This is a genomic window from Cardinium endosymbiont of Culicoides punctatus (genome assembly GCF_004354815.1).
In the GTDB taxonomy this organism is placed as follows: Bacteria; Bacteroidota; Bacteroidia; order Cytophagales; family Amoebophilaceae; genus Cardinium.
In genome coordinates this window covers 1-21321 of record NZ_QWJI01000021.1, presented here as the reverse complement: position 1 = coordinate 21321, position 21321 = coordinate 1, and the positions used below count along the sequence as shown (strand labels likewise).

The 21321-nt window shown below is 32.3% G+C and carries 14 protein-coding genes and 1 pseudogene; 8 read left to right on the top strand and 7 right to left on the bottom strand.

The features are described 5' to 3' along the window. Positions 1-289: 289 nt before the first annotated feature. Together CCPUN_RS03510 and CCPUN_RS03505 are read left to right on the top strand one after the other, a co-directional pair. Positions 290-1042: a YebC/PmpR family DNA-binding transcriptional regulator gene (locus tag CCPUN_RS03510; protein ID WP_133282201.1), complete on the top strand. Its 753-nt coding sequence runs from the start codon at positions 290-292 to the stop codon at positions 1040-1042. Positions 1043-1232: 190 nt separating this feature from the next. Next, positions 1233-2348 carry an ankyrin repeat domain-containing protein gene (locus CCPUN_RS03505; RefSeq protein WP_133282200.1) on the top strand — a complete coding sequence of 372 codons (1116 nt, stop codon included), beginning with the start codon at positions 1233-1235 and terminating at the stop codon, positions 2346-2348. Between the two features lie 5 nt (positions 2349-2353). Here CCPUN_RS03505 and murA read toward each other — a convergent pair whose 3' ends face one another. From murA to CCPUN_RS03490, 3 genes are all read right to left on the bottom strand, one after another. Continuing rightward, positions 2354-3658: a UDP-N-acetylglucosamine 1-carboxyvinyltransferase gene (murA, locus tag CCPUN_RS03500; protein WP_133282199.1), complete on the bottom strand. Its 1305-nt coding sequence runs from the start codon at positions 3656-3658 to the stop codon at positions 2354-2356. 190 nt (positions 3659-3848) lie between these two features. Beyond that, positions 3849-4466 carry a DUF4290 domain-containing protein gene (locus CCPUN_RS03495; protein ID WP_133282198.1) on the bottom strand — a complete coding sequence of 206 codons (618 nt, stop codon included), beginning with the start codon at positions 4464-4466 and terminating at the stop codon, positions 3849-3851. 46 nt (positions 4467-4512) lie between these two features. Beyond that, a complete protein-coding gene (locus tag CCPUN_RS03490; protein WP_133282202.1) occupies positions 4513-6855 on the bottom strand; it encodes an ATP-dependent helicase in 2343 nt (780 codons plus the stop codon). A gap of 1338 nt (positions 6856-8193) precedes the next feature. On the opposite strand from CCPUN_RS03490, the gene CCPUN_RS03485 reads away from it, so the two are divergent. The 4 genes from CCPUN_RS03485 to CCPUN_RS03470 all read left to right on the top strand — a co-directional run bounded on the left by CCPUN_RS03485 (position 8194) and on the right by CCPUN_RS03470 (position 12303). After that, positions 8194-8943 carry an FAD-binding oxidoreductase gene (locus CCPUN_RS03485; protein WP_133282197.1) on the top strand — a complete coding sequence of 250 codons (750 nt, stop codon included), beginning with the start codon at positions 8194-8196 and terminating at the stop codon, positions 8941-8943. A 44-nt stretch (positions 8944-8987) separates the two neighbouring features. Continuing rightward, the gene (locus tag CCPUN_RS03480) at positions 8988-9617 is read left to right on the top strand and encodes a site-2 protease family protein (RefSeq protein WP_133282196.1); all 630 of its coding nucleotides are present in this window, start codon (positions 8988-8990) and stop codon (positions 9615-9617) included. Between the two features lie 12 nt (positions 9618-9629). Then, on the top strand, positions 9630-10706 hold the full coding sequence (locus tag CCPUN_RS03475) for a ubiquitin carboxyl-terminal hydrolase family protein (RefSeq protein ID WP_133282195.1): 1077 nt from the start codon (positions 9630-9632) through the stop codon (positions 10704-10706). A gap of 358 nt (positions 10707-11064) precedes the next feature. Beyond that, positions 11065-12303: an Rpn family recombination-promoting nuclease/putative transposase gene (locus CCPUN_RS03470; RefSeq protein ID WP_133282194.1), complete on the top strand. Its 1239-nt coding sequence runs from the start codon at positions 11065-11067 to the stop codon at positions 12301-12303. A 112-nt stretch (positions 12304-12415) separates the two neighbouring features. On the opposite strand, the gene CCPUN_RS03465 is transcribed toward CCPUN_RS03470, so the two are convergent. After that, complete coding sequence (locus CCPUN_RS03465) at positions 12416-13423, bottom strand: hypothetical protein (RefSeq protein WP_133282193.1); 1008 nt, start codon at positions 13421-13423, stop codon at positions 12416-12418. Between the two features lie 247 nt (positions 13424-13670). Here CCPUN_RS03465 and CCPUN_RS03460 point away from each other — a divergent pair. Continuing rightward, a pseudogene (locus CCPUN_RS03460) lies at positions 13671-14934 on the top strand (IS5 family transposase); the annotation flags it as partial. Between the two features lie 313 nt (positions 14935-15247). Here CCPUN_RS03460 and CCPUN_RS03455 read toward each other — a convergent pair. Beyond that, positions 15248-16027, bottom strand: a complete 780-nt coding sequence (locus CCPUN_RS03455) for a hypothetical protein (protein ID WP_133282192.1) — start codon at positions 16025-16027, stop codon at positions 15248-15250. A 333-nt stretch (positions 16028-16360) separates the two neighbouring features. Then, positions 16361-19846, bottom strand: coding sequence for a sodium:solute symporter family transporter (locus tag CCPUN_RS03450; RefSeq protein ID WP_133282191.1), 3486 nt, complete (start codon positions 19844-19846; stop codon positions 16361-16363). Between the two features lie 400 nt (positions 19847-20246). Here CCPUN_RS03450 and CCPUN_RS03445 point away from each other — a divergent pair, with 400 nt between their 5' ends. Next, on the top strand, positions 20247-20681 hold the full coding sequence (locus CCPUN_RS03445; RefSeq protein WP_133282190.1) for an NUDIX domain-containing protein: 435 nt from the start codon (positions 20247-20249) through the stop codon (positions 20679-20681). 105 nt (positions 20682-20786) lie between these two features. Here the strand turns inward: CCPUN_RS03445 and CCPUN_RS03440 are convergent, their stop codons facing one another. Then, positions 20787-21257, bottom strand: a complete 471-nt coding sequence (locus tag CCPUN_RS03440) for an NlpC/P60 family protein (RefSeq protein WP_133282189.1) — start codon at positions 21255-21257, stop codon at positions 20787-20789. Positions 21258-21321 lie beyond the last annotated feature (64 nt).

The window sequence follows — 21321 nt, the reverse complement described above, 5'->3', positions numbered from 1 at the left end:
ACCCTAAAAATATAGTAACATTTATGTAATAAATAGAGAAAATAAAAAATCCCAAATTTTTGTGCGAAATGTCGGATATAACACAAAACCAAGGAGTAGTAAACGAGGTTAAAAAAGTCCTAATAATAACGCGATCTTTATCAGATATAATCTTGTAGAAATACCTAAGAGCATGTATATTTAGCATGCATATATCTTTACAACAGTTAGGTATTTAGCGTGTAGCTGTTTGAAATTAGGTTATGCATTTGAATGAGCATTTTTTTCTTTTTTGAAAACCAATATATCAATGGCAGGACATAGTAAGTGGTCTAATATAAAACGTAAAAAAGGTGTAAATGACGCAAAAAAAAGCAAGATTTTTACAAAGCTAGTTAAAGAAATATCGGTAGCTTCTAGGACAGGGGGGGCTGAACCAGAATTTAACCCAAGATTACGTTTAGCGATTCAAAATGCGAAAGGGGCTAATATGCCAAAAGAAGCTATTCTTCGTGCTATTAGCAAAGGAGATGGTAATCATGCAAATGAATATAGTGAAGTTACCTATGAAGGATATGGCTCCAACGGGGTAGCTATTATGGTTGTCTGCATGACTGATAAAATAACTAGAACGGTTGCTAATGTACGTGCTATATTTTCTAAATATGGAGGAAGTCTAGAAAAGAGTGGCTCTATATCTTTTCTATTTAATCATAAAGGAGTTTTGTCTATTCCTTCATCGGATATTAAGAATCAAGATGATTTTATATTAGAATTGATAGATTCAGGAGCAGAAGAAACAGAAAACGATGGGGAAGATATGCATATTACTTGTGCAGTAGAAGATTTTGGTAAACTTCAAAAGCAGCTAGAAAAGTTTAATATAACTCCAAGTTATGCTGGCTTACAGTATATGCCTCATACTTTTGTAGTACTAAGTGATGAAGCATTGCAGCAGCTTATGAAGCTTATAGATGCACTTGAGGATGACGATGATGTTCAAAAAGTATATCACAATATTGCTATTCAACCAGAACAAGAAAAATTGTTCCTTATGCATTAAATCTGCTTATGTGTCTTAATGCGACTGAACAAAATTCATTCTTTAATGTAACGGGAGTGTAGATTTACAAAGTTTCTCTTTATAATAAATATATTTTTAAAGTGTAAATCTTGTTATCAAGTAGCAGGTTGTTTTTAGAAGAATATGTTAATCAGGTGTAAATTTTATACGTAGAATAATAATTAAGATTATGATTGGCTTTAGATTTTTTATCTTTTTGTTACCATTATTGGGTGTAATTTTTCATGCTTATTCCAAATCTGATGTAGAATTAGAAATTTTTTTTAGTAAGCTATCAATTATAGATCAAAAATTTATGATAGCTATTGAAGAAAATGATTATAAAAAAACGCAAGAATGTATACAAAATGGACAAGATGTTAATAGTCAAAATTTTTTCGGATATACTCCATTACATTACGTATCTAAGAGAGGAAATAAAAAAATTGTTGCATTACTCATTCAGTCAAATGCCCTATTAGATCCCATAAGTGTTAAAAATGGAAATACCCCCTTGTTATTAGCTGTTAAAGCAGGGCATAAAGATGTTACGTCGTTGTTATTAAAAGCTGGAGCAAATGTGAACATTGTAAATCATAAAGGATACAATGCCCTGCATATTGCTATTCAACATAACCGGAAAGATCTTGTTCAGTTATTGTTACAAGCAGGTGCTTCTTGTAATACCTACACAGAAAAAGGGTATAGCTGTTTATCATTAGCTATTAGAGTAGGTAGCTTATCCATGGTACGATTTTTATTGCAGCAAAAAGAGATAGTTGATTCACAAGATAAAAAAGGATATTCGGAACTGCATTGGGCAGTTAAACAAAATAATGCAACTATTTTTCATACATTATTGCTTTCTAAAAAATTTAATGTCCATGCAAAAACAAAACAGAATGCTACTTTATTGCATCTTGCAGTTGCAAATCCAAAGATTGATCCAAAGTTATTAAGAATACTTCTCCATAATAGTGCACTATTGGTAAATATCCAAGATGTAACTGGAAGTACACCCTTACATTATGCAGCATTCAAAAATCAGTTAGATGTAGTAAGTGGCCTATTGAAGCATAAATCTATAGATGTTAATATACAGAATAAAGTAGGTCAAACAGCACTACATTATGCCGCTCAAAATAACCATATATCTATTGTGAAAAAGTTATTAGCACACACCGATATAGATATAACTCTAAGGAATAAAAAAAATCTTACCCCTGTAGAACTTGCTATGGAGTGTAAGCATTTTGCAATTTCAAAATTGCTTTTGGCTTATAAAGAACTAATAGGAATTGATTAATCATCTTATACTCTTTCTACCGATGCGCCTAATGCATTTAGCCGTTGGTCAATTCGTTCGTATCCTCTATCAATTTGGTTGATATTTTCAATAATACTAGTTCCTTTTGCTGACAGCGCTGCAATCAATAAACTAATTCCAGCCCTAATATCGCTTGAGTGCATACGTGTTGCATGTAGCCTATAAGCATTGCCTAACCCTACTACATGGACTCTGTGTGGATCACATAATACCAATCGTGCTCCCATTGCGATTAAATGATCCACAAAAAAGAGTCTGCTTTCAAACATTCTTTGATGGATCAACGCATGGCCATGTGCATGCACTGCAACTATAATAATAACACTAATCAAGTCAGTAGGAAATCCTGGCCAAATAGCATCAGAAAAAGTCACTAAACTACCATCCGTCTCTTTTTGAATATGATAGCCTTCTTGCAATGGGATATGCAACGAAGAACTACACTCCTCTAAAATAATGCCTAGTTTCCTAAAATAATTCCACACAGGAGTAAAAAGTTGAATGGGTACATCTGTAATGGTTAATGCAGATCTTGTTGCTGCTGCTAGCCCAATGAAACTACCAATTTCTAGCATATCAGATAAAATGGTGTGTGTTGTTCCATTCAAATGGCTTACTCCTTCTATAGTTAATAGATTAGAACCAATACCTGTAATCTTAGCTCCCATGTTAGCCAACATGTGACATAGTGCTTGTACGTGTGGTTCACAGGCTGCATGATAAATAATCGTTTTCCCTTTGCTCAAGCAAGCAGCCATGATTGTATTAGCTGTTCCCGTTACGGAGGCTTCTGGCATAAGTATATAGCTTCCCTTTAACGTTGTACACTTTGATATCCAGCTTTCCTGAGCAACATTATAGGCAAATGTAACACCTAGGTGACCTAATCCAGTAAAATGAGCATGCAAGCCCCTTCTTCCAATTCTATCTCCCCCAGGTTTAGGTATAGTTACCTCTCCAAACCGAACTAAAAGAGGGGCTAACAGCATAATAGAGCCTCTAACTTTTGTGAACGCTTCCCGAAAATCTTCATTAAACATTGCTTGTTTTTCAAGATGAGAGGCACAAAATTGGTAACTTCCACTACCTAAAGATGTAATTTGTACACCTAAAAAGGTCAACAGTTTTATCATACTACGCACATCTGCAATATCAGGAACGTTGTGTAGTGATACTATTTTATCAGTCAACAACGTGGCACATATTACTTGAAGTGCTTCATTTTTAGATCCTTGTGGCTTTATAGTACCAGACAACTGACGTCCACCATTTACGATAAACTTCTCCATTCTTCGTTGTTCAAAAGCTTGATTTATAATAACTACCTAAAGTGCCCTATCTCTTGCATAAAAAATATCATTTTATATATATTTGATATTCAATATAAAATATATGTAATATTTTGACAACACATCTATCTATGTATTAGATTTTTGAAAAATCTAAAAAAATCGCTTGAGTAGGTACGATTTATATGATCTACAAATTGTTTTTTTGTTCTCTTTTCTTAGAAGCAGTAGTCATAAGTCTTGGTCTAGATCTGGCTTTTTGGGCATTTGCATCATCATCTGCCATGGTACGTATAATACCTAGATCAAGAACAATATTACTTGGTAACATTCTTTTAATATCCTCTATAATTCTTTCATTACTAATGTAATCATTATTCCAGGTACTACTAAATCGACGCATAAGCTTGACTACTCCCATAAGCATCTGTTCTCGCTCACTAATTGAACTTATACTAGCTATCTTCTCAACTAAAAGCTCCATATTCCTTCCATAATATTTGTATCTAATTGGATGCATAAGCGGCATATTCATGTAAGATTGCCGAATGCTTTCTCTTCTACTAGGCTTAGCATATGGAGCATCAATGTCAAGTTTATAGTCCGATAGTATAAAAAGATCATCCCACCGTTTCTGGATAGATTCTGCATGAGGATTAACTACTTCCATCAACTTTATAATGGCTTGAGCCTTTTGAGTACGCGAATTTTTATCGTCAATACTTTCAAACTGATCCATAAGTTTTTGTATATTCCTTCCATATTCCCTAAGCATTAAGGGAGATCGAGTTGTATTGTAATCGTACATTTAGGTTATTTAGGGTTACAATGAATAACATGAATAAAATAAGCTTCTATACTGATTTTTCATCCAGTATTTGTAATCTTGCATAAGCAAGCAAAAGTGTTTTTTTTCCAACATTTTGGAAAAGCACAACTGCTTTAGGCATTCCTGCAGTATTGACCAGTTCCATAACTTTTCCTTTACCAAAAAGATCATGAATAACTTCATGTCCTACTTGTAAAGTAGTTAAATCGCTGTATGATGTACTGCTATGGGATACATGAGCATAAGCATGATTAGACGTTTTTCCAGGAGACTTCTCAAGCACATCTTGTCCTTTTTTTGAAGGTATAAGCATAGCTTTAGGCTTATAAGCTGTAGAGAAGTTGGTTGTAGTGTTAGACGTATGTTTGGGCTTAACTAAATGGTTATTTAAACAATCTAATGAAATTTCATTCAGAAATCTACTTGGTTTTGTAGTTGTTAATTTGCCAAATCGATACCTGCTTAAAGCATAAGATAACGTTAATTTTAGTTTTGCTCGAGTAACAGCCACATAAAAGAGCCGTCTTTCTTCTTCTAAGTCTATTTTACTGCCAACCATCATAGAGGACGGAAAAAGTTCTTCCTCCATGCCTGTCAAATATACACATCTAAACTCCAATCCCTTAGAAGAATGGATGGTCATCAATGTAATAGCATCTTTATCCAGATTATCTTGGCTTTCATTTGTTATCAATGTTATTTCTTGTAAAAAACTTCCTAAACTTGGATCACTATTTTCAGGATTGTCTACAAATGCTTTAATACTATTTAGCAATTCTTGAATATGCGCATAACGCGTTAATCCTTCTACGGTTTTATCTTCATATAATTCTTTAAGTAATCCAGATTCTTTGGCAATAGTGTTGGCTATGGTATATGCATTTTCATCTTCCATCTTTAATTTAAGCGCAGCATTTTTAATAAATACTGCAAAGCGAGAAATAGCTAGGGCAGTAGCTCCTCTAAAAAAATCACCTGAACAGTTGCCTACTATTTCCCAAATTGGCACTTGTTTTTGATCAGAAATCGTAAATATTTTATCAATAGTAGTAGAACCAATACCACGTTTGGGGAAATTGATAATTCTTTTAAAAGCTTCTGCATCATTGTGATTCACAATAAAACGTAAATATGCCAAAAAGTCTTTTATTTCTTTACGTTGATAGAAAGAAATTCCTCCTACAATGCGATAAGGAATATTTCTTTTTCGTAATGCTTCCTCAAAGTTTCTAGACTGGTTATTGGTACGATATAAAATAGCAAAATCTCGATAAGGAAGTTGTTTAGATAGCTTTTGTTCCAAAATAGAGTCTACTACTAAGTAGCTTTCTTCCATATCTGAAATAGCTCTTATTATGTCAATAGGCTCTCCAACTATATTTTTCGTCCAAACTTGTTTCTTTAATTGAGCTTCGTTATAACTAATAATACCATTTGCTGCGTGAACAATATGTTGTGTAGAGCGATAGTTTTGCTCTAATTTGACTATTTGGTGATTAGGATAGTCGCGAGTAAAGTTTAAAATGTTTTTAATATCAGCCCCTCTAAATGCATAAATACTTTGTGCATCATCTCCTACTACGCAAATATTGTTATGATCTTCTGCTAATTTCTTAACAATGCTATATTGTACTAAGTTAGTATCTTGGAATTCATCAATGAATATATAGCGAAACTTTTGCTGATACTTTGCACTCAACTCATTATTAGCATACAGTAATTTATGCGTATGCAAAAGTAAATCATCGAAATCCATTGCTCCAGATTTCTTAGCATAGTTCACATATTTTAGAAAAACTTCACTAAACTGAGGCATGCGCATACGAGCGTCTTCTGCTTGATAGGTTCCATTTATAGCATATACATCTGGAGTAATCAGTCTGTTTTTAGCATGAGAAATCCTGCCTAGTATAATGCTAGGTTTATAGACCTTATCATCAAGCCTTAATTCTTTTACAATTTGCTTAATGAGTGACTTACTATCATCAGAATCATAGATACTAAAGTGCGAAGGATATCCCAAACTACTTGCTTCTTTTCGTAATATTTTTACAAACACACTATGAAAGGTCCCTAGCCATATAAATTTAGCTTTTGTTCCAACAACTGACTCTATACGTTGACGCATTTCAGCAGCAGCCTTATTTGTAAAGGTTAAAGCTAAAATTTGATTAGGCTCTACTTTGTTCTCTTTGAGAATATGAGCTATTCTAGCAGTTAACACTTTTGTCTTACCTGATCCAGCTCCCGCAATAATAATTGAAGGGCCTTCGGTATTCAACACGGCAACCTTTTGCCTATCATTAAGCTCAGAAAGATAATCCTCTGTTGTATCGACTATGACGGACTGTCCTGATGTAGTTACCATCTCTATTTTTTGTGTTTCATTCATTTCGGACAGCGTACATTCATACTCTATTGTGCAATACAATTCGTTCTTAATACCAAATTGGAAAAAGAAATTCCAACTCTACCACTTGAATTCAGTGATAAAAGATAAGACAGCAAATTAATAAATAGTTAGATAAAGTACAAAGTCAAAAAAAGATTTAGTTACTATGCATATACATCAATTAAATCGATTAATAAGGAATTCTATAAAAATTAATTGCATTTTTATATGCACAGTCGCCATCATTGCCAAATTGTTTTCCCTCGTTGCACGCGCAAATTACGATATTTTATTTGTATAATACGAAGGATTTTTCATTTTAGTTTTATTTAATCCATGAGTTTCTTCGGTATTTTGTCGGCATCTTGACATATGTAACACTGATTATTTGTAAGTCGAAGTTATATACTAAATATTCAATTTGCAAATTTTTTGGTATTGATTAAAATATATAATGCTATAAAGAAATGATATTGAATATTTTTTATTATGCTTCTTTCAAAACTAACTTTTAGCCCTATAGCTCCTAATAGGAGTAGAACAAAACCGAGTTACATAATATGTTTTGAAGGAAGACTATTATTTTCTAGTAAAAAATGGTTGATCTTTCTCAAAGAGATATTCTTATGAAAATTGTCCTTAACAAATCTCTTAAAAGAGAATATAATCATTCAAATTACTCAAAAAGAAAGAAAAATGTATGTTTTTTTCAATAAAATTAATAATTTTATAACAGGGTTATTCGAAAAAGCTTGAGATTTGCTCATGACAGTAATTGGACAACAAAAGAATTAACTTCAGGACTTTCGCACTTTTAGTTAAAAACACTGTTTATAGACTAGTCTATAAAATAGAGAAATGTTAATATTATTGATNATTATTGATTATCAATACTATAAAACATGTCCATGTCTAAAAATGCAAACACAATTATCTGTTTTGCGAAAGTCCTGAACTTATTTCTTTAGATTTAACCCTAATTTTACATTATACTAACGAGGGAATATGGTTTTTGATAAAAAATATCAAGCAAAAAAATATTGTTCGGAATAATGTACAAGGAAAGTTTAAATTAGATATGGTGTTTAAGATAGAGTTGTTGCATCCTAGCTTAGCATTCAGAAATGCAAATCTAAAGATCCTAGCACAAAAAAAGATTTTCAAGAAAAACGTAGATATCTCAACTTTATACTTAACAGATCACTTTTGGCATGTTTCATATATAGACATCTTGTTGGTAAGCGTTCGTCTGTGTGCGTTGCTGAGTCACAAATGGAGATGTACCATATTAACTCATTTTTTAACTAAAAAATAATGGAACAAAATCAATTTAATGTTAAGCTTATAGATCGTCAAATGTTGACACCTAGTGTATTGCAATTGCGATTTGTACGTTCTGACAACTTACCATGTAAATTTAAAGCTGGTCAGTTTATTACCTTTTTACTGCCACATGAAAATGGGAGAAAAATACGGCGCAGTTATAGCTTAGCTAACTTCCCTGAACAACCGTATGAACTAGAAATGATCATTGCACCTGTTTATGAAGGATTTGCTACTAAAATTCTATTTGATTTACAATTAGGGGCTGAACTACAGTGTACAGGGCCTCAAGGTAGACTCATACTTAGAGATGAAGAAGCATCTGCACATCATATATTAGTAGCCACTGGAACAGGATTAGCACCTTACCGTTCCATGTTGCCTACCATTGCTAGATGGTTAGAAAATAACCAGCATGCTAAAGTAACTGTGCTGTTAGGTGTACGTTATGTTGTAGATCTTTTATATGTGGAAGAATTCCTTGCATATGCTAAAAAGTATGACAGGTTTAATTTTTATGCATATTTAAGCAGAGAAAAGACACTTTCTCAGAGCTATCAATATTCAGGATACGTGCAATCCGCTTTTGAGATGTTGCATCTAAATCCCAATACCGATGTGATTTATCTATGTGGCAATCCACATATGATTGATGCCAGTATGGATACATTACAAAAAATGGGCTTTAATACTCAAAATATTAGGAGAGAGAAGTATACATCTGTAAGAGTAGTCTCTTAATATTAAGATAATTTCGATATCTTTAACTTTCAAATTCCGCTATTTTGAATTTTAGATTTTTAAAAATACCCGTGTATATTGATCCTACCTATTGGATCTTTTTACTATTTGTAATAGGTACTACCAATGTGCCTATAAGAGAAAGTATATTAATAACGATTATTATTACCTTTAGTGTGTTGGTACATGAATATGGCCATGCTTTAGCCGCTCTCTTTTGGAATGCCAACCCTCGTATTGTATTAAGGGCTTTTGGTGGCGTTACAAAATTTAATTCGTATGCTATTACGCCCAAACAAGATTTCTTGATTACACTTGCAGGCCCTATGTTGCATGGACTGTTGATACTTATTCCTTATATATTAATCAAAATGAATGCTTTTGATAATTATTATATAAAATATGTACTATATATGACAAAATATCTTAATACGATATTGCTTTTATTGAACTTAATCCCAATTATACCATTGGATGGTGGTATACTTATGCGTTTCCTTCTTGAAAAGAAGTTTGGCCGCAAGGGGTATCATGCAAGTATTATTATAGGGATAATTTCTGCAGCTATTGCTATTCCTTGTTTACTTTTTTACGGATATTATTTTTTCTTTGTTATACAGTTTTTCTTATCAGGATTACACTATTGTAAACTTTGGCAAGAAAGGGATCTATAAAATGGATTAATCATGAAGGCAAATCGTTTCTATAGCTTAATGCATCTTATGAAAGGTGTATTTATGAACTTCAATAAAATGCAATCATTTGGTATGTTGTTGCTAAAAACAGCAATATGTATCGCTTGTACATCAGATATACCAAAGGAAGAACCATATCCTCATGATAATCGAGTTGTGTTTGGAGCTTCACCCACTAAAATTCAACAAAGTAAGAAATCAAACCCGATCGTTCATGGTATTGCTAGTACCAGCAAAAGTGGATGCATCAATGCAATTTTACAAGTACTATCTAGAATATATAAAGACGAAATTAATGCAAGCAGAAATAATTTGTTACGCAAAATTGTCTTTTGTGTAACAAGTGGAAATGTAAATAATCTTCCCGTAGATATAGAGCGTTTTAGGTCTACGTTACCAGAGCCTTATAACAATAAAGCGTATGAAGGCAATGCGGATAAGCTTTTAGAAGCTATTCATGCCAAAGCGTTATTGCTTGGAAGGATCACTTATTTAGAGCATTTTACTCCAGATAAAAGTGATCATACCACATTAGATTTTATCAAAAAAAATGATTCAACTATCGTTGAAGGTGAAAAAGAATTGCTTATCCTAAATATATGTCCAGTAAACCAAGATGTAGGTGATTTTAGTAAATTGATACAGATACATCAAAAAAAAGATGTTTGTTATAAACGGCATAAATATTTTGACAAATATGGAATACAGCATGAAAAACAAATAAAAGGCATAAAAGAAATTGTATTTAAAGAACTTCCAAATAAGTTATGTGTCTCACTTGCAAGAGATAAAGACTATATGGACAACTATAATTTAGGGGGTACAGAGACTATAAAAATTATAGCACAATATGATTTTTCTTCGCCTAAAATAGAAATCCCATTTCATTTAGAGGCATTTCTGGTTCCCGTATCTTCAAATAATCAAACTGAATCAAGACATTTTGTTGCCTTTATACAATTAGATGGACATTGGTATGGTATCAATGATGATAAAGTCATTGGTGTTTCTAAACAAGAGGCTATTGTTGCATCAGCAAAAGGAGTGCTCTTTTTTTATCGTAAGTAAACACGATCTAGAAACCTATATTCTGTACTCCGTTTTACTTTAACAAAATCTTTGTATCTTTGTAGCGTAACTAGAAATATATAGCTTAAGATCTGTCTTCATGGGAGGTAATGTATACGTTTGTTACAAGTATCATTATTGATGTAGTCTTCTTTAATTACTGCCTACATAGCTCATTAAGATATATCGAGCGATAAAAACTAATATTTAAACAAGAGCGTAACTAAATATATAGCCTGATCTGTCTTCATGAGAGATTGTGATACACCTGTTACAGGTATCATTTGATGTAGTCTTCTTTATTACTGCCTACATAGCTCATTAAGACATGTCGAGCCATAAAAATTAATATTTAAATATGATAATGAATAACTTATGCAAAGTTATGCCACTACTATTAGTGGGACTTACTGCTTGTAATAAGCATAGTTTAGGGATGGAAAGTGAGAGCGTTTCTAGTAGAACTAGAAATGCATCTAATAGGAATTCTCCTATATTACATCTTAATTCTAATTATAATGATTATTTAGATCCAAGAACGGATAATGATTATTTAGATCCTAAAACGGATATTACTTTTAAAAAAATATTCAAGACAGATAAGGAAGTTACTGCTAGTTTTTTAAATAGTATACTAGAATTAGAAGGAGATGATACTATTGAAATAGAAAACTTTGAAGATACTGAAAATATAGCTTCTGGAAGAGAACCTAAAGTAACTTATTTTGATATACTTGTAAAGGATAAAAAAGGCAAACACTATATAATAGAAATGCAGCTTGCCTATGAAAAACACTTTAAAAAGAGAGTAACCTATTATGCAGCTGATAAGTACAGTGAACAACTTAGGAAGGGTGGTAGCTATAAACTACTTAAGAAAGTAGTATGTTTAACGATTTCAGGCCATAAGCTATTTAAAGATGATTTAGAACAATTTGGTACAATAATACATAAGAAAGCCTATAGAAGAGAACACCTTATCTTAGATAGAGAAACACATCAACATGATCTTGAGGACTTATCTTGGGTTTTTATAGAGATACCTAAATTTGATAAAAACATTGACGATTTAGAAGATAATGAAGAAAGATGGTGTTCGTTTTTACGGGGTGACGTTAAGAAAGAATCAGATTCTGATAAAGTCAGTGGGCATAATATGTCTATAAAAAAAGCTATAGATCAATTAAGAAGATCTAATTATACCGAAGAGCAGATGAATGCATATCGAAGGGATATTATTTCTATTGCAAATGAAAGTGTTACTGAACAAGAAAAACAAGAACATTGGAAAAAAGAAGGTATAAAAGAAGGTATAAAAGAAGGTGAAGAGAAAGCAAAAAAAGAGTTTGATCAGAAAAATCGGGAAAGGAAAAGACGAAAAATTGAAAAAGAATTAAAAAAAGGGTTAGAGAAAAATAAAAGCATTGATGTTATCAGAAATAAAATAAAATCAGAGTTAAAGGATGAATTTAGTGACGATAATGAGGAAGAAACAGAGAATATGATTCATGCAGAAATTGAGAAAATTGAAGCCATTGAAGGAATTAATGTTAACCGGCAACATGACATTAGTAGAGAAATTAGAAGTCACGGCTAAAAGAGCACTTCCATCAGTCCCATTTTACTGCAATTTTTAATCTTTCCAGCCAATTTTATTTTATAATCAGTGTATTATGAAATAAAATTGGTTGGTCATAGTAAGTTTATTTTCATTTCTCTAAGTAATTACTTAAAGAAAACCAATGTGTTATAATTAATAATATGGAAAATAGAATGATTAGATATGTGATATTATGTTCATACATAAACAAAATTGGACACAAAGCACCACCTAAAGAAATCCCTAACTCCTTATATAAAAGGGCATGGGATTTATTCGAATAATAGTCTATATAAGGCGCAAAAATCTCCTCTATGGCTAATAATCCTAACCATATTAATCCGTTGAAAAATAAATGAATGGCAAACCATTCATGCAAACACATGATTGAAATAGACAGCAATAATGCACTAATAGTAATTTTTAATGGGTATAACTGCTTTTTAATAATAGCTGGAATTTGAAATAAAATAACCATAAGGCTATACATCGATAAATAATGTGCATAGTGATGTACTACATGGTAATGTAACAGATGCTGTCCTAAAATTACATAAACTCCAAATACACGCAAACCAATAACGATACCTACTAATAACCAGCATATTTTTTTTATTGTAATAGGAAAAAAACCTTTTATTTTAATGTAGATATTATTATGGGAGGAGACTATCGGTGAAGAGAGTAACCAAACGAATAAAATAGGTATAAGCATACTAGACAATACTTTTTCACTTTTATGATTCCAGTATTGTAGCAACAACCCAACAAACAATGGTCCTAAATTAGTAGCTATTTTGTTCCAAGCGCTTTTTTTAGGCAATAGAGCACTTTCTTGTTTTACTAAGAAGTTAGCAGTACTTAACCCAAAAGCTAACATAGCCACTCCAACCATATGACCTCCTATCCATAGTAAACTTCCAGTTAATAAGCTAGAAGCCGATATAAATAAGGCATAACGTTTTCCAAAACTAGCCCAAAAAGGTGTTGCCAAAAAAAAGAATCTTATTCCCCAAAATAACAGTCCTACCTCTACTTTAGTAAATAATATGCTTGCTTGAGTCAGATAGGCATATTGCACACAACTTAGTAGAAAACGTTTAGTAAAAATAAGCATGGTATAATAGCTAAAAGTGTTTAGGATGATAAAATAAAATTACCTGACGTATTAAACAATTCATCTTATATGATCAAAGATTACATAAAAATTACATTTTTAGTGCGGAGTGTTGGATGTATATCTTAATTAGTCGGCCCTGCAATATCATAAAATAATTTGGTTTTCAATATTAAATATGTTATATTTGTATTAAGAAAACACCAGTTTTAGGATTATTTTGTTAAAAAACCTTGCAAAATTAGGGATGAAATCTAGGAAGATATTTACGGGTCAAAGCAGATTATTTGAGCAGCGCTTATCCAGCTTTTTAGATCCTCTTCATAAGCTCATTCAGTTAGCTGATTCGATTTCCCTGGAAACAATTAGAAGTAGACATAGATAAGCAGTTCCGTTCCGGTGCAGGTCAACCTCCTTTACCTATACGACTAGTTCTTGGCCTTTTAATGTTAAGTCACATGTACGGTCTCTCTGACGAACAAACCATTGCGCAATGGATAGAACGTCCTTATTGGCAATACTTTTGTGGCTATGATTACTTTGAGTGGAAGCTCCCTTGTAACCCTAGTTCATTGACACGTTGGCGCAAACGTTTAGGAGAAGAAGGGTTGAATAAAATACTCTCGATGACTATTCAGGTAGCCATAAAATGTAAACTTGTACAACCTCAAGAATTGACTAAGGTCGTATCAGACACCACCGTTATGAATAAAAATATTCGTTTCCCCACTGATTCTTCTTTGCTAAACAAAGCTAGGGAAAAACTAGTGCAATTAGCCAAAAAAACAGGTATTCAACTTAGACAGAGTTATTCACGTGTGGGCCTATTCATTAAACGTAAGGTTGACAACTATGCGCATGCTAAACAGTATAAGCGTCTTGCAAAAGGTGTTAAAACACTAAAAACCTATTTGGGTAGGGTGGTTAGAGATGTAGAACGAAATCTATCCAATGCTAATCAAGAAATACAATTACAATTTTCTGACTTATTATCTTTAAGTAAACGTATTATAAATCAGTCTAAAAAAAGTAAAAATAAAGTCTATAGCATTCATGAGCCCTCTGTCTATTGCCTAAGCAAAGGCAAGTCTAGACAGCCTTATGAATTTGGCTGTAAAGTGCAAATTACCCTAACCCATAAACAAGGTTTAATTTTATCCACAGAGGCCCTACATCCTAATGTGTATGATGGACATACCTTGCATAAAAGTTTAATACAAGCAGAGCAATTATGTGGTACTAAGATCCAACGTGTGTTTGTAGATAAAGGATACAGAGGACATAAAATACCTGACGGTGAATATGAAATATTTATAAGTGGCCAAAAAAGAGGTATGACTCCAGTGCTTAAAAAAGAACTAAAAAGGAGATCCTCTATCGAACCACATATAGGACACATGAAGGCCGATGGTAAATTGGAAGTCAATTACCTGAAAGGAATATTGGGAGACAAATTTAATGCAGTCCTTTGTGCTATTGGGCATAACCTAAGGATGATAACCAGAAAAATGAACCAAATAACTACCTAAACCAACCTATTAATACCTCTTGGCTAGTTCTCTTCAGCCTACAATCTCATTGAGTTTTTGCGTTGCTATTTCTAATAAAATTATACAATAATTTTTATATATTTTTGGAGTAATCTAATCCTATTTTTTTATAAAAAAGACGATATAGAATACTTCAAGACCGACTAATTATTTAAAAAATGCGGCGTGATAAACCCCAACTAATGGGAAACAAAATTAACAAAAATTTTGTCTTAAAAAATCAGTCCAGTAATATAGTATGAATACTCATATTGTTTATAACATAATATTAAGGTTATTGAGATTCAATATTTAACTTCCCTAAAGCAGATTTAAGATTAACTACAAAATTACTCTTTTCTATAGGATTATTTCCAAATGAAGAATTATTATATTTGATAAAGCCATCAGTTTTTAAATGTAATACAGCACGCCTTGGAAATGTTAAAGTTCCTTTACAGATGCTTGAATTAACGTTTATGCTACAAACAGCATGATCAGCCGTAGGTAGTGCACTATAACACATCTGTAATTTAGCTATACCACAATTCAAACTAAAATCTCCAAAGACATCATTGCATGATAACTTCATTATACCAGCATTTACATTTACCATTCCCATGGAGGTTAATGTTAGATTAACTTTTCCTGCGTTTACATCAATCGTTGTACGTATAGGAGCATGAATATCATAATGCACTTCACATCCCCCATTAGGTTTATTACAGCTATTAATGATTAGTCTATCATCAATAGTTTGAAAACTAATATCTCCCATTTGAGATATTTTTTTAAACTTTATATCAATATAATCTGTGTTATTTCCAGATGGATTAATCATTATTTTACTGTTATCACATTGAAATTCTATTACTTTAATACCAGAAGAAGGAATCTGTTTATGTTCAATCGATATATTACCATTGAATACACTTGTTTTTTCTTGATTATTAACAAGTAACCTATTAGCCCATCCTGGTACATTATTATCCTCATTATTCATGTTACTGTGAATGTATTGTGATGAACCATTCATAAAAAGCATAAGTAATGCTTTAGGCAGTATATTTTTCATAAACATATCGTTATATATAAATCTCTTAAACATACTGATTTTTTATAAAAAAATCAGTAATGCATATTATTCATAGGCTGGTCATACCCTTGCTTATTAGGATCAATCCAATTACTTGTCAATTAACTATAGCCTTCTATAGGGAAAATCCGAAATGGAGAGAAAAAAGAAATTGACGTTTGCATAAAATCTTTGTTTTAGTGACTACTGTTGATAATATTAAGGAATATGCACCAGTATTCGATATGGATTGAGCCTCTATGGGATTTCCCTATAGATTTTTGATAAAAAGTAGGATTAGATTAATCAAAGATTACATAAAAATTCGATTTTTTAGTGCGGAATGTCCGATTGCGTAGGATTAATATGTAATATCTGCTCACATATATTTTCTATTTCTGGTAACCAACATATAATATTGTTTTTTCTAGCCCATGGGATATAAAATAATAGCGTTTCTTTAGCAATTCTTATCTTATCTATCGGTTTGCGTACAGCTATGGTTCTTAGATTATGTAATCTATCAGCTAGTTTAATCTGAATAACACGAATATCCTTACACTTATTCAGTATACTTTGATTATCTGAATCATCTAATTTCCATCGCAACCCATAAGTATTATAGTGAGTAACCATGTCTACTATATAAGCAACTTCAATTCCATATAGTAGTTCTATTTGTTCCAATGTAACCATTGTATCCTCTACTATATCATGCAATAGAGCAGCCAAAATGGTATCAGAATTATTTGTATCCTCTAGCACAATCTTAGCTACCGCCATAGGATGGGTATAGTAAGGCTCGCCCGACTTACGTATAGTATTCCCATGTGCTTTCTTAATAAAGTGAATGGTGTCTCTTACCTCTTTCTCAGTTAAGGTCGTTTGTTTTATGAGTAGACTAATGAGTTCCTTTTCTTGAGATAAACTTGTAAGTGTTTCTGCTACCTTATTCGATAGATCATCAGTATGATATCGCTTAAATCGCATAACCTTTGTATCGTCAATAGGCAATATGTAGAGACAGGTCAAACTTGTTTCTGTTTCTATGGTTTGTATATATCCTCCATGAGCTTGTACAATTTGTCTACTTTCTTCTTGATACAGATTATTGATTGTTTTAGGTAAATAGACTGAAGTAATTTCATCGGTAACTTCGTAAACAGGTAATACATTTAGGCTATCTGTATCGGTAGATATAGAGAAAGCAAGTGCAGATAATATAGGAGATTTTAATTGCTTTTCGTAAGCACTATGTATAGTTTCCTGAGAAGGCTTATGGAAAGGGTAAGACAATAACGTATCTAAAATATTCAAATAGACTGTATGATATGTGGTATATTTATCCTGACATAGGTTTAAAAAATTTATGGTAAGTAATCTTTCAAAAGTAGTTGGTTCGGTTAATAAGTATTTTTCTTTGGTTTTTTTCGTTAAAAGTAACTGTATCGGTATATCTAGTTTCCTAACAGTTTCATAAGACTTTAGGATCATATCCTCTATGTTAACTTTATGGATAGATTTTGAGTCCAACGTAGACGTACGTTCTTCCTTAGCCCTTTTCAGCAAGGATTGTCTAAATACATATAACTTTTTCTGATGTTGCTGTATAGGGAGGCTTTCTGAATAGAGTCCTAGCTCATCAGCCATATCTTGTAATACTTTTCCACTATAAGTAGGGTCTAATCGGTTCCAGTGTTCTTGATTGTGTATAGAAGCTAGCGCATACTGTTGATCATAAATTTTAGTTAACGCTATAGTTTGTAATTGTCTGTTAGTTTTATTTCTTATATATCGATACACTAAGCAACTGAGTAGAATGGTTAATCCTATCATTGTTTCTGTAGTTATCCATGCTTTATAACTTACAATGGCTACATGAGGTGGTAGCCATTTATATATCAATAATAGGACAGATAGCATCACTATTATTATGGTAGATGGTAATAATAGACTACTTATACCTATATTTACTATAAACAGTGCACAGGACATAGGTGAAAAATAGCTTAATTTCATATATATGATGCCAGAAATAAAAAGGACTACAAATAACAATATGGGCCATAGTCCATGCAACAGACTATTATCTTTCTTTTTATAAGCGTGAAAAGTAGGATAGATGGTTACTATGGTTCCTATAACCATAACAGCTATGTACCAGTAGATATAGGAAAATACATATACTGGCTTCACATAAAAAAGTAGTATGGAGCTGTAAATAATAAAATAAATGCCTGATGTCATGAAAATAGTGGAGCTTTTAGGAAAAATATCTTTCCAGTAAGATTTGGTAAAGATTGATTTAAAATAATATAGTTTTCTTAGATACCAACGTTTTATTTCTTGGTTTTGTAGTTTTACGGGACTATCATCTGGAATACCCACCCAACCTGTATTTGACTTTTTAGGTAGCAGGTAATGGAGGATCAATAAAATGGACGCACCATATATAAGAGATAGGAATACATCACGTTCTCTTATAGCTTGTTCTTTTATAAAGATATTATAAACTGTCCGAGCTGTGTTGATTCCCATCGACCATAAGACAGCAGACCCACGAGGTCTAAATCCAAAGCAAGCCATAATCATTGGAACCGTAACCGAAGGAGTATAGAAATAAAATACTTTGCTCAAAAATTGCCTGATATTGTTCATGTGTAATGTAATTAAAATTGTAACTATACCTATTAAACCAGAGGATATTCGTACAATTTTTAGAGAATATTTATCGGTTTGTTCTCTCTTACCAGTTATAAAAGGCCATATGTCATTAGCAAATAACACAGAACCCGTATGCAAATAAGAGTCAACGGTAGAAATACATAAAGCAATAACAGATGTTATAAGTAACCCTTTCATTCCAGGAAAATGATTAAGCTGCATAATATAGTCTAATATTTTTTGTTTAGGTGGAACACTATTTCCACTTATATATAAAGCAGCAATAACAACTAAAAATAGTAACGAAAAAATGATCCGAATTATGCCACTTTTTAAAAATATTTTGGTTGCTTGTTGAATAGAAGAAGACATATAAAAACGCTGAATTTGAGCTGGATCAAAAGTAAATATGGAATGCCAAATGAAATAAGTAAATAAATGAACAAAGGAATTATCCCATGTAGGAGAGGTGTCCCAAGTAGCTATTTGAGATAAGTTAAATTGTGACATATTGACAAATTTTTGCCAATTAATCCATGGACTTTGAGCATGGTATAAAAAAGTAAAAGTTAAAATAGGCAAACAAACACTAAAGAAACAAAATTGATAAATATCCGTTAATGCTGTAGATCTAGCTCCTCCTAAAATAGTGTAAATCGTAACTAGTACTCCTAAAATGACTGTGCAATAGTTAGCATATGCTGTTACGTTACAAAAAGGAATAGATTCAATAATAATTAGACTAATCTTAAACTGAGCAGAAATTTGGGCTATCGCTACTATAATACCAAAGATAGCCGTAAGAACTTGAACAGGTCTTCCACATAGCCTACCCATAGATTCAGCAATAGAAAAATCTCCTAGCCACTCTTTCATTCTAACAAGAATGAACCGAGAGGCTAAGTAAAATCTAAGTGGACTACCTAAACTTAGTATGAACATATATAAACCTTGATAGTAATAACCAGTCAGTTGAGTATGTAAAAAATTCCCTCCATATATGGTAGCTATTAAAGAAATGGTAATCACCCAAGTAGACATGTTTCTACTGCCCACTGCATAGTCTTTAAATGTAGTAACTGATCTACTACAGTATAACCCTATTGCCAGTGTAGTTACTAAGAACACTATTATGATTAGAAGATCGATATCCATGGCTTATCTATATTTTGTGCTTTTAGTACAACACTCTAAATCAAATTTTTACTTAATAACTTGATCCCAATATTAGATTAAACTTCTAACACCAATAATAAATTTGGAGAACTTTTAACTGACATTTCGAACAAAAATTTTAGATTTTTAATTTTTCGTTTGGTAATGGTGTTAACTAAAATACTTCAAGCACAGATTTCCCTAAACGAATTTTTTTGACGCATTCATACCTAAAGCATGACTGATTATACTAAATAAAAAGTTACTATGCAAGTAGCATAGAAGGAATAATCATTAATTTAAGTCAATCCGAAACTTATATTCCGTGCGAATCTTTTATTTGACCAGAAAATCGAATTGCCTAAATTTATCCTAGTTAATTTTTAATCAACTATAAAAAATGCAAGATTATACTTTACAAGTAACAGCCAGAGCACTAATAGTAAAAAATAGAAAATTGTTACTTGTGAGCAATGATTATAAGCTTTGGTATACACCTGGTGGACACTTGAAACCAAGTGAAATGCTTCCAGAGTGCATGATAAGAGAAGTAAAGGAAGAAACAGGTATTGATGTTAAATCAAACCAGATTGTCTATGTTTCGGAATTTTTTGACAAAAAATATAGTGTACATAAGGTAGAAGTGTATTTTGCTGCTGAAATATGTGTAGATGAACTCCCTACACATTGGTTGGATCAAGATGGTCTGGTTAAAACTTCGCAATTTTTTGATATTGAAGCCTTAAAAAATATCCATGTTGTACCAGCCTTTTTAAAATCAGGAAAATGGTTAGATTTTGGTCTTGATATTTATCAAGGATCAGAGAAACGATAAGGTGATATCAGATATAACAAAAGAGATGTGAATAACATAAATTACTGAAAAATCAGTCGCCACATCTGTTTTATGATTGGCACTAATACTTACGCAACAGGTCTATTATACAACAACATAAGGCTTTTTTAGACGAGGGTAGCCTTCTGGAAGGCGCTTAAGATGGGCTATTTGGAAGAATGGACGTTGTAAAAGAGACCTAAGATTAGGCTCTTCTGGATAATTAAGCAAGAGAGGAAAAAAAACAGACTGCCCAATAATGGAGATACTATCTCCTGATAGATCAGCCATACCCCAAAGATTTTGGTAAGTCATAGGTATAGACATTTCTTGAGAATGATATGGAAAATGGCCAATATACAAAAAGACATGTCCTCCAATATATACAATCGTTAAAAACGGATCTCCATAATCTTTCAGATAGGTAAGTCGCTCTTCTGGGGTGGCACCATTCATATCAACTTTCTCTGATATTTCTACCTGGTCGCTGGAGTGTCTAGGTAACCAAATTCCAAAAGGAAGGAAAAGGCTCTTAAGTTCTGCTGAACAATCATTATAAAAGGGGTGGTGGTACAAATATATGATTTTACTTAGCCCAAGCGTTACCTTTATTTATGCTATCAATGACTATCATGATTGC

Bases quoted from the DNA above. Each gene is read 5' to 3' on its own strand.
- CCPUN_RS03485 (WP_133282197.1), top strand. From the start codon at position 8,194: ATGGAACAAAATCAATTTAATGTTAAGCTTATAGATCGTCAAATGTTG.
- CCPUN_RS03475 (WP_133282195.1), top strand. From the start codon at position 9,630: ATGAAGGCAAATCGTTTCTATAGCTTAATGCATCTTATGAAAGGTGTA.
- CCPUN_RS03445 (WP_133282190.1), top strand. From the start codon at position 20,247: ATGCAAGATTATACTTTACAAGTAACAGCCAGAGCACTAATAGTAAAA.
- CCPUN_RS03505 (WP_133282200.1), top strand. From the start codon at position 1,233: ATGATTGGCTTTAGATTTTTTATCTTTTTGTTACCATTATTGGGTGTA.
- CCPUN_RS03470 (WP_133282194.1), top strand. From the start codon at position 11,065: ATGATAATGAATAACTTATGCAAAGTTATGCCACTACTATTAGTGGGA.
- CCPUN_RS03495 (WP_133282198.1), bottom strand. From the start codon at position 4,466: ATGTACGATTACAATACAACTCGATCTCCCTTAATGCTTAGGGAATAT.
- CCPUN_RS03465 (WP_133282193.1), bottom strand. From the start codon at position 13,423: ATGCTTATTTTTACTAAACGTTTTCTACTAAGTTGTGTGCAATATGCC.
- CCPUN_RS03490 (WP_133282202.1), bottom strand. From the start codon at position 6,855: ATGGTAACTACATCAGGACAGTCCGTCATAGTCGATACAACAGAGGAT.
- CCPUN_RS03455 (WP_133282192.1), bottom strand. From the start codon at position 16,027: ATGAAAAATATACTGCCTAAAGCATTACTTATGCTTTTTATGAATGGT.
- CCPUN_RS03450 (WP_133282191.1), bottom strand. From the start codon at position 19,846: ATGGATATCGATCTTCTAATCATAATAGTGTTCTTAGTAACTACACTG.
- murA (WP_133282199.1), bottom strand. From the start codon at position 3,658: ATGGAGAAGTTTATCGTAAATGGTGGACGTCAGTTGTCTGGTACTATA.
- CCPUN_RS03510 (WP_133282201.1), top strand. From the start codon at position 290: ATGGCAGGACATAGTAAGTGGTCTAATATAAAACGTAAAAAAGGTGTA.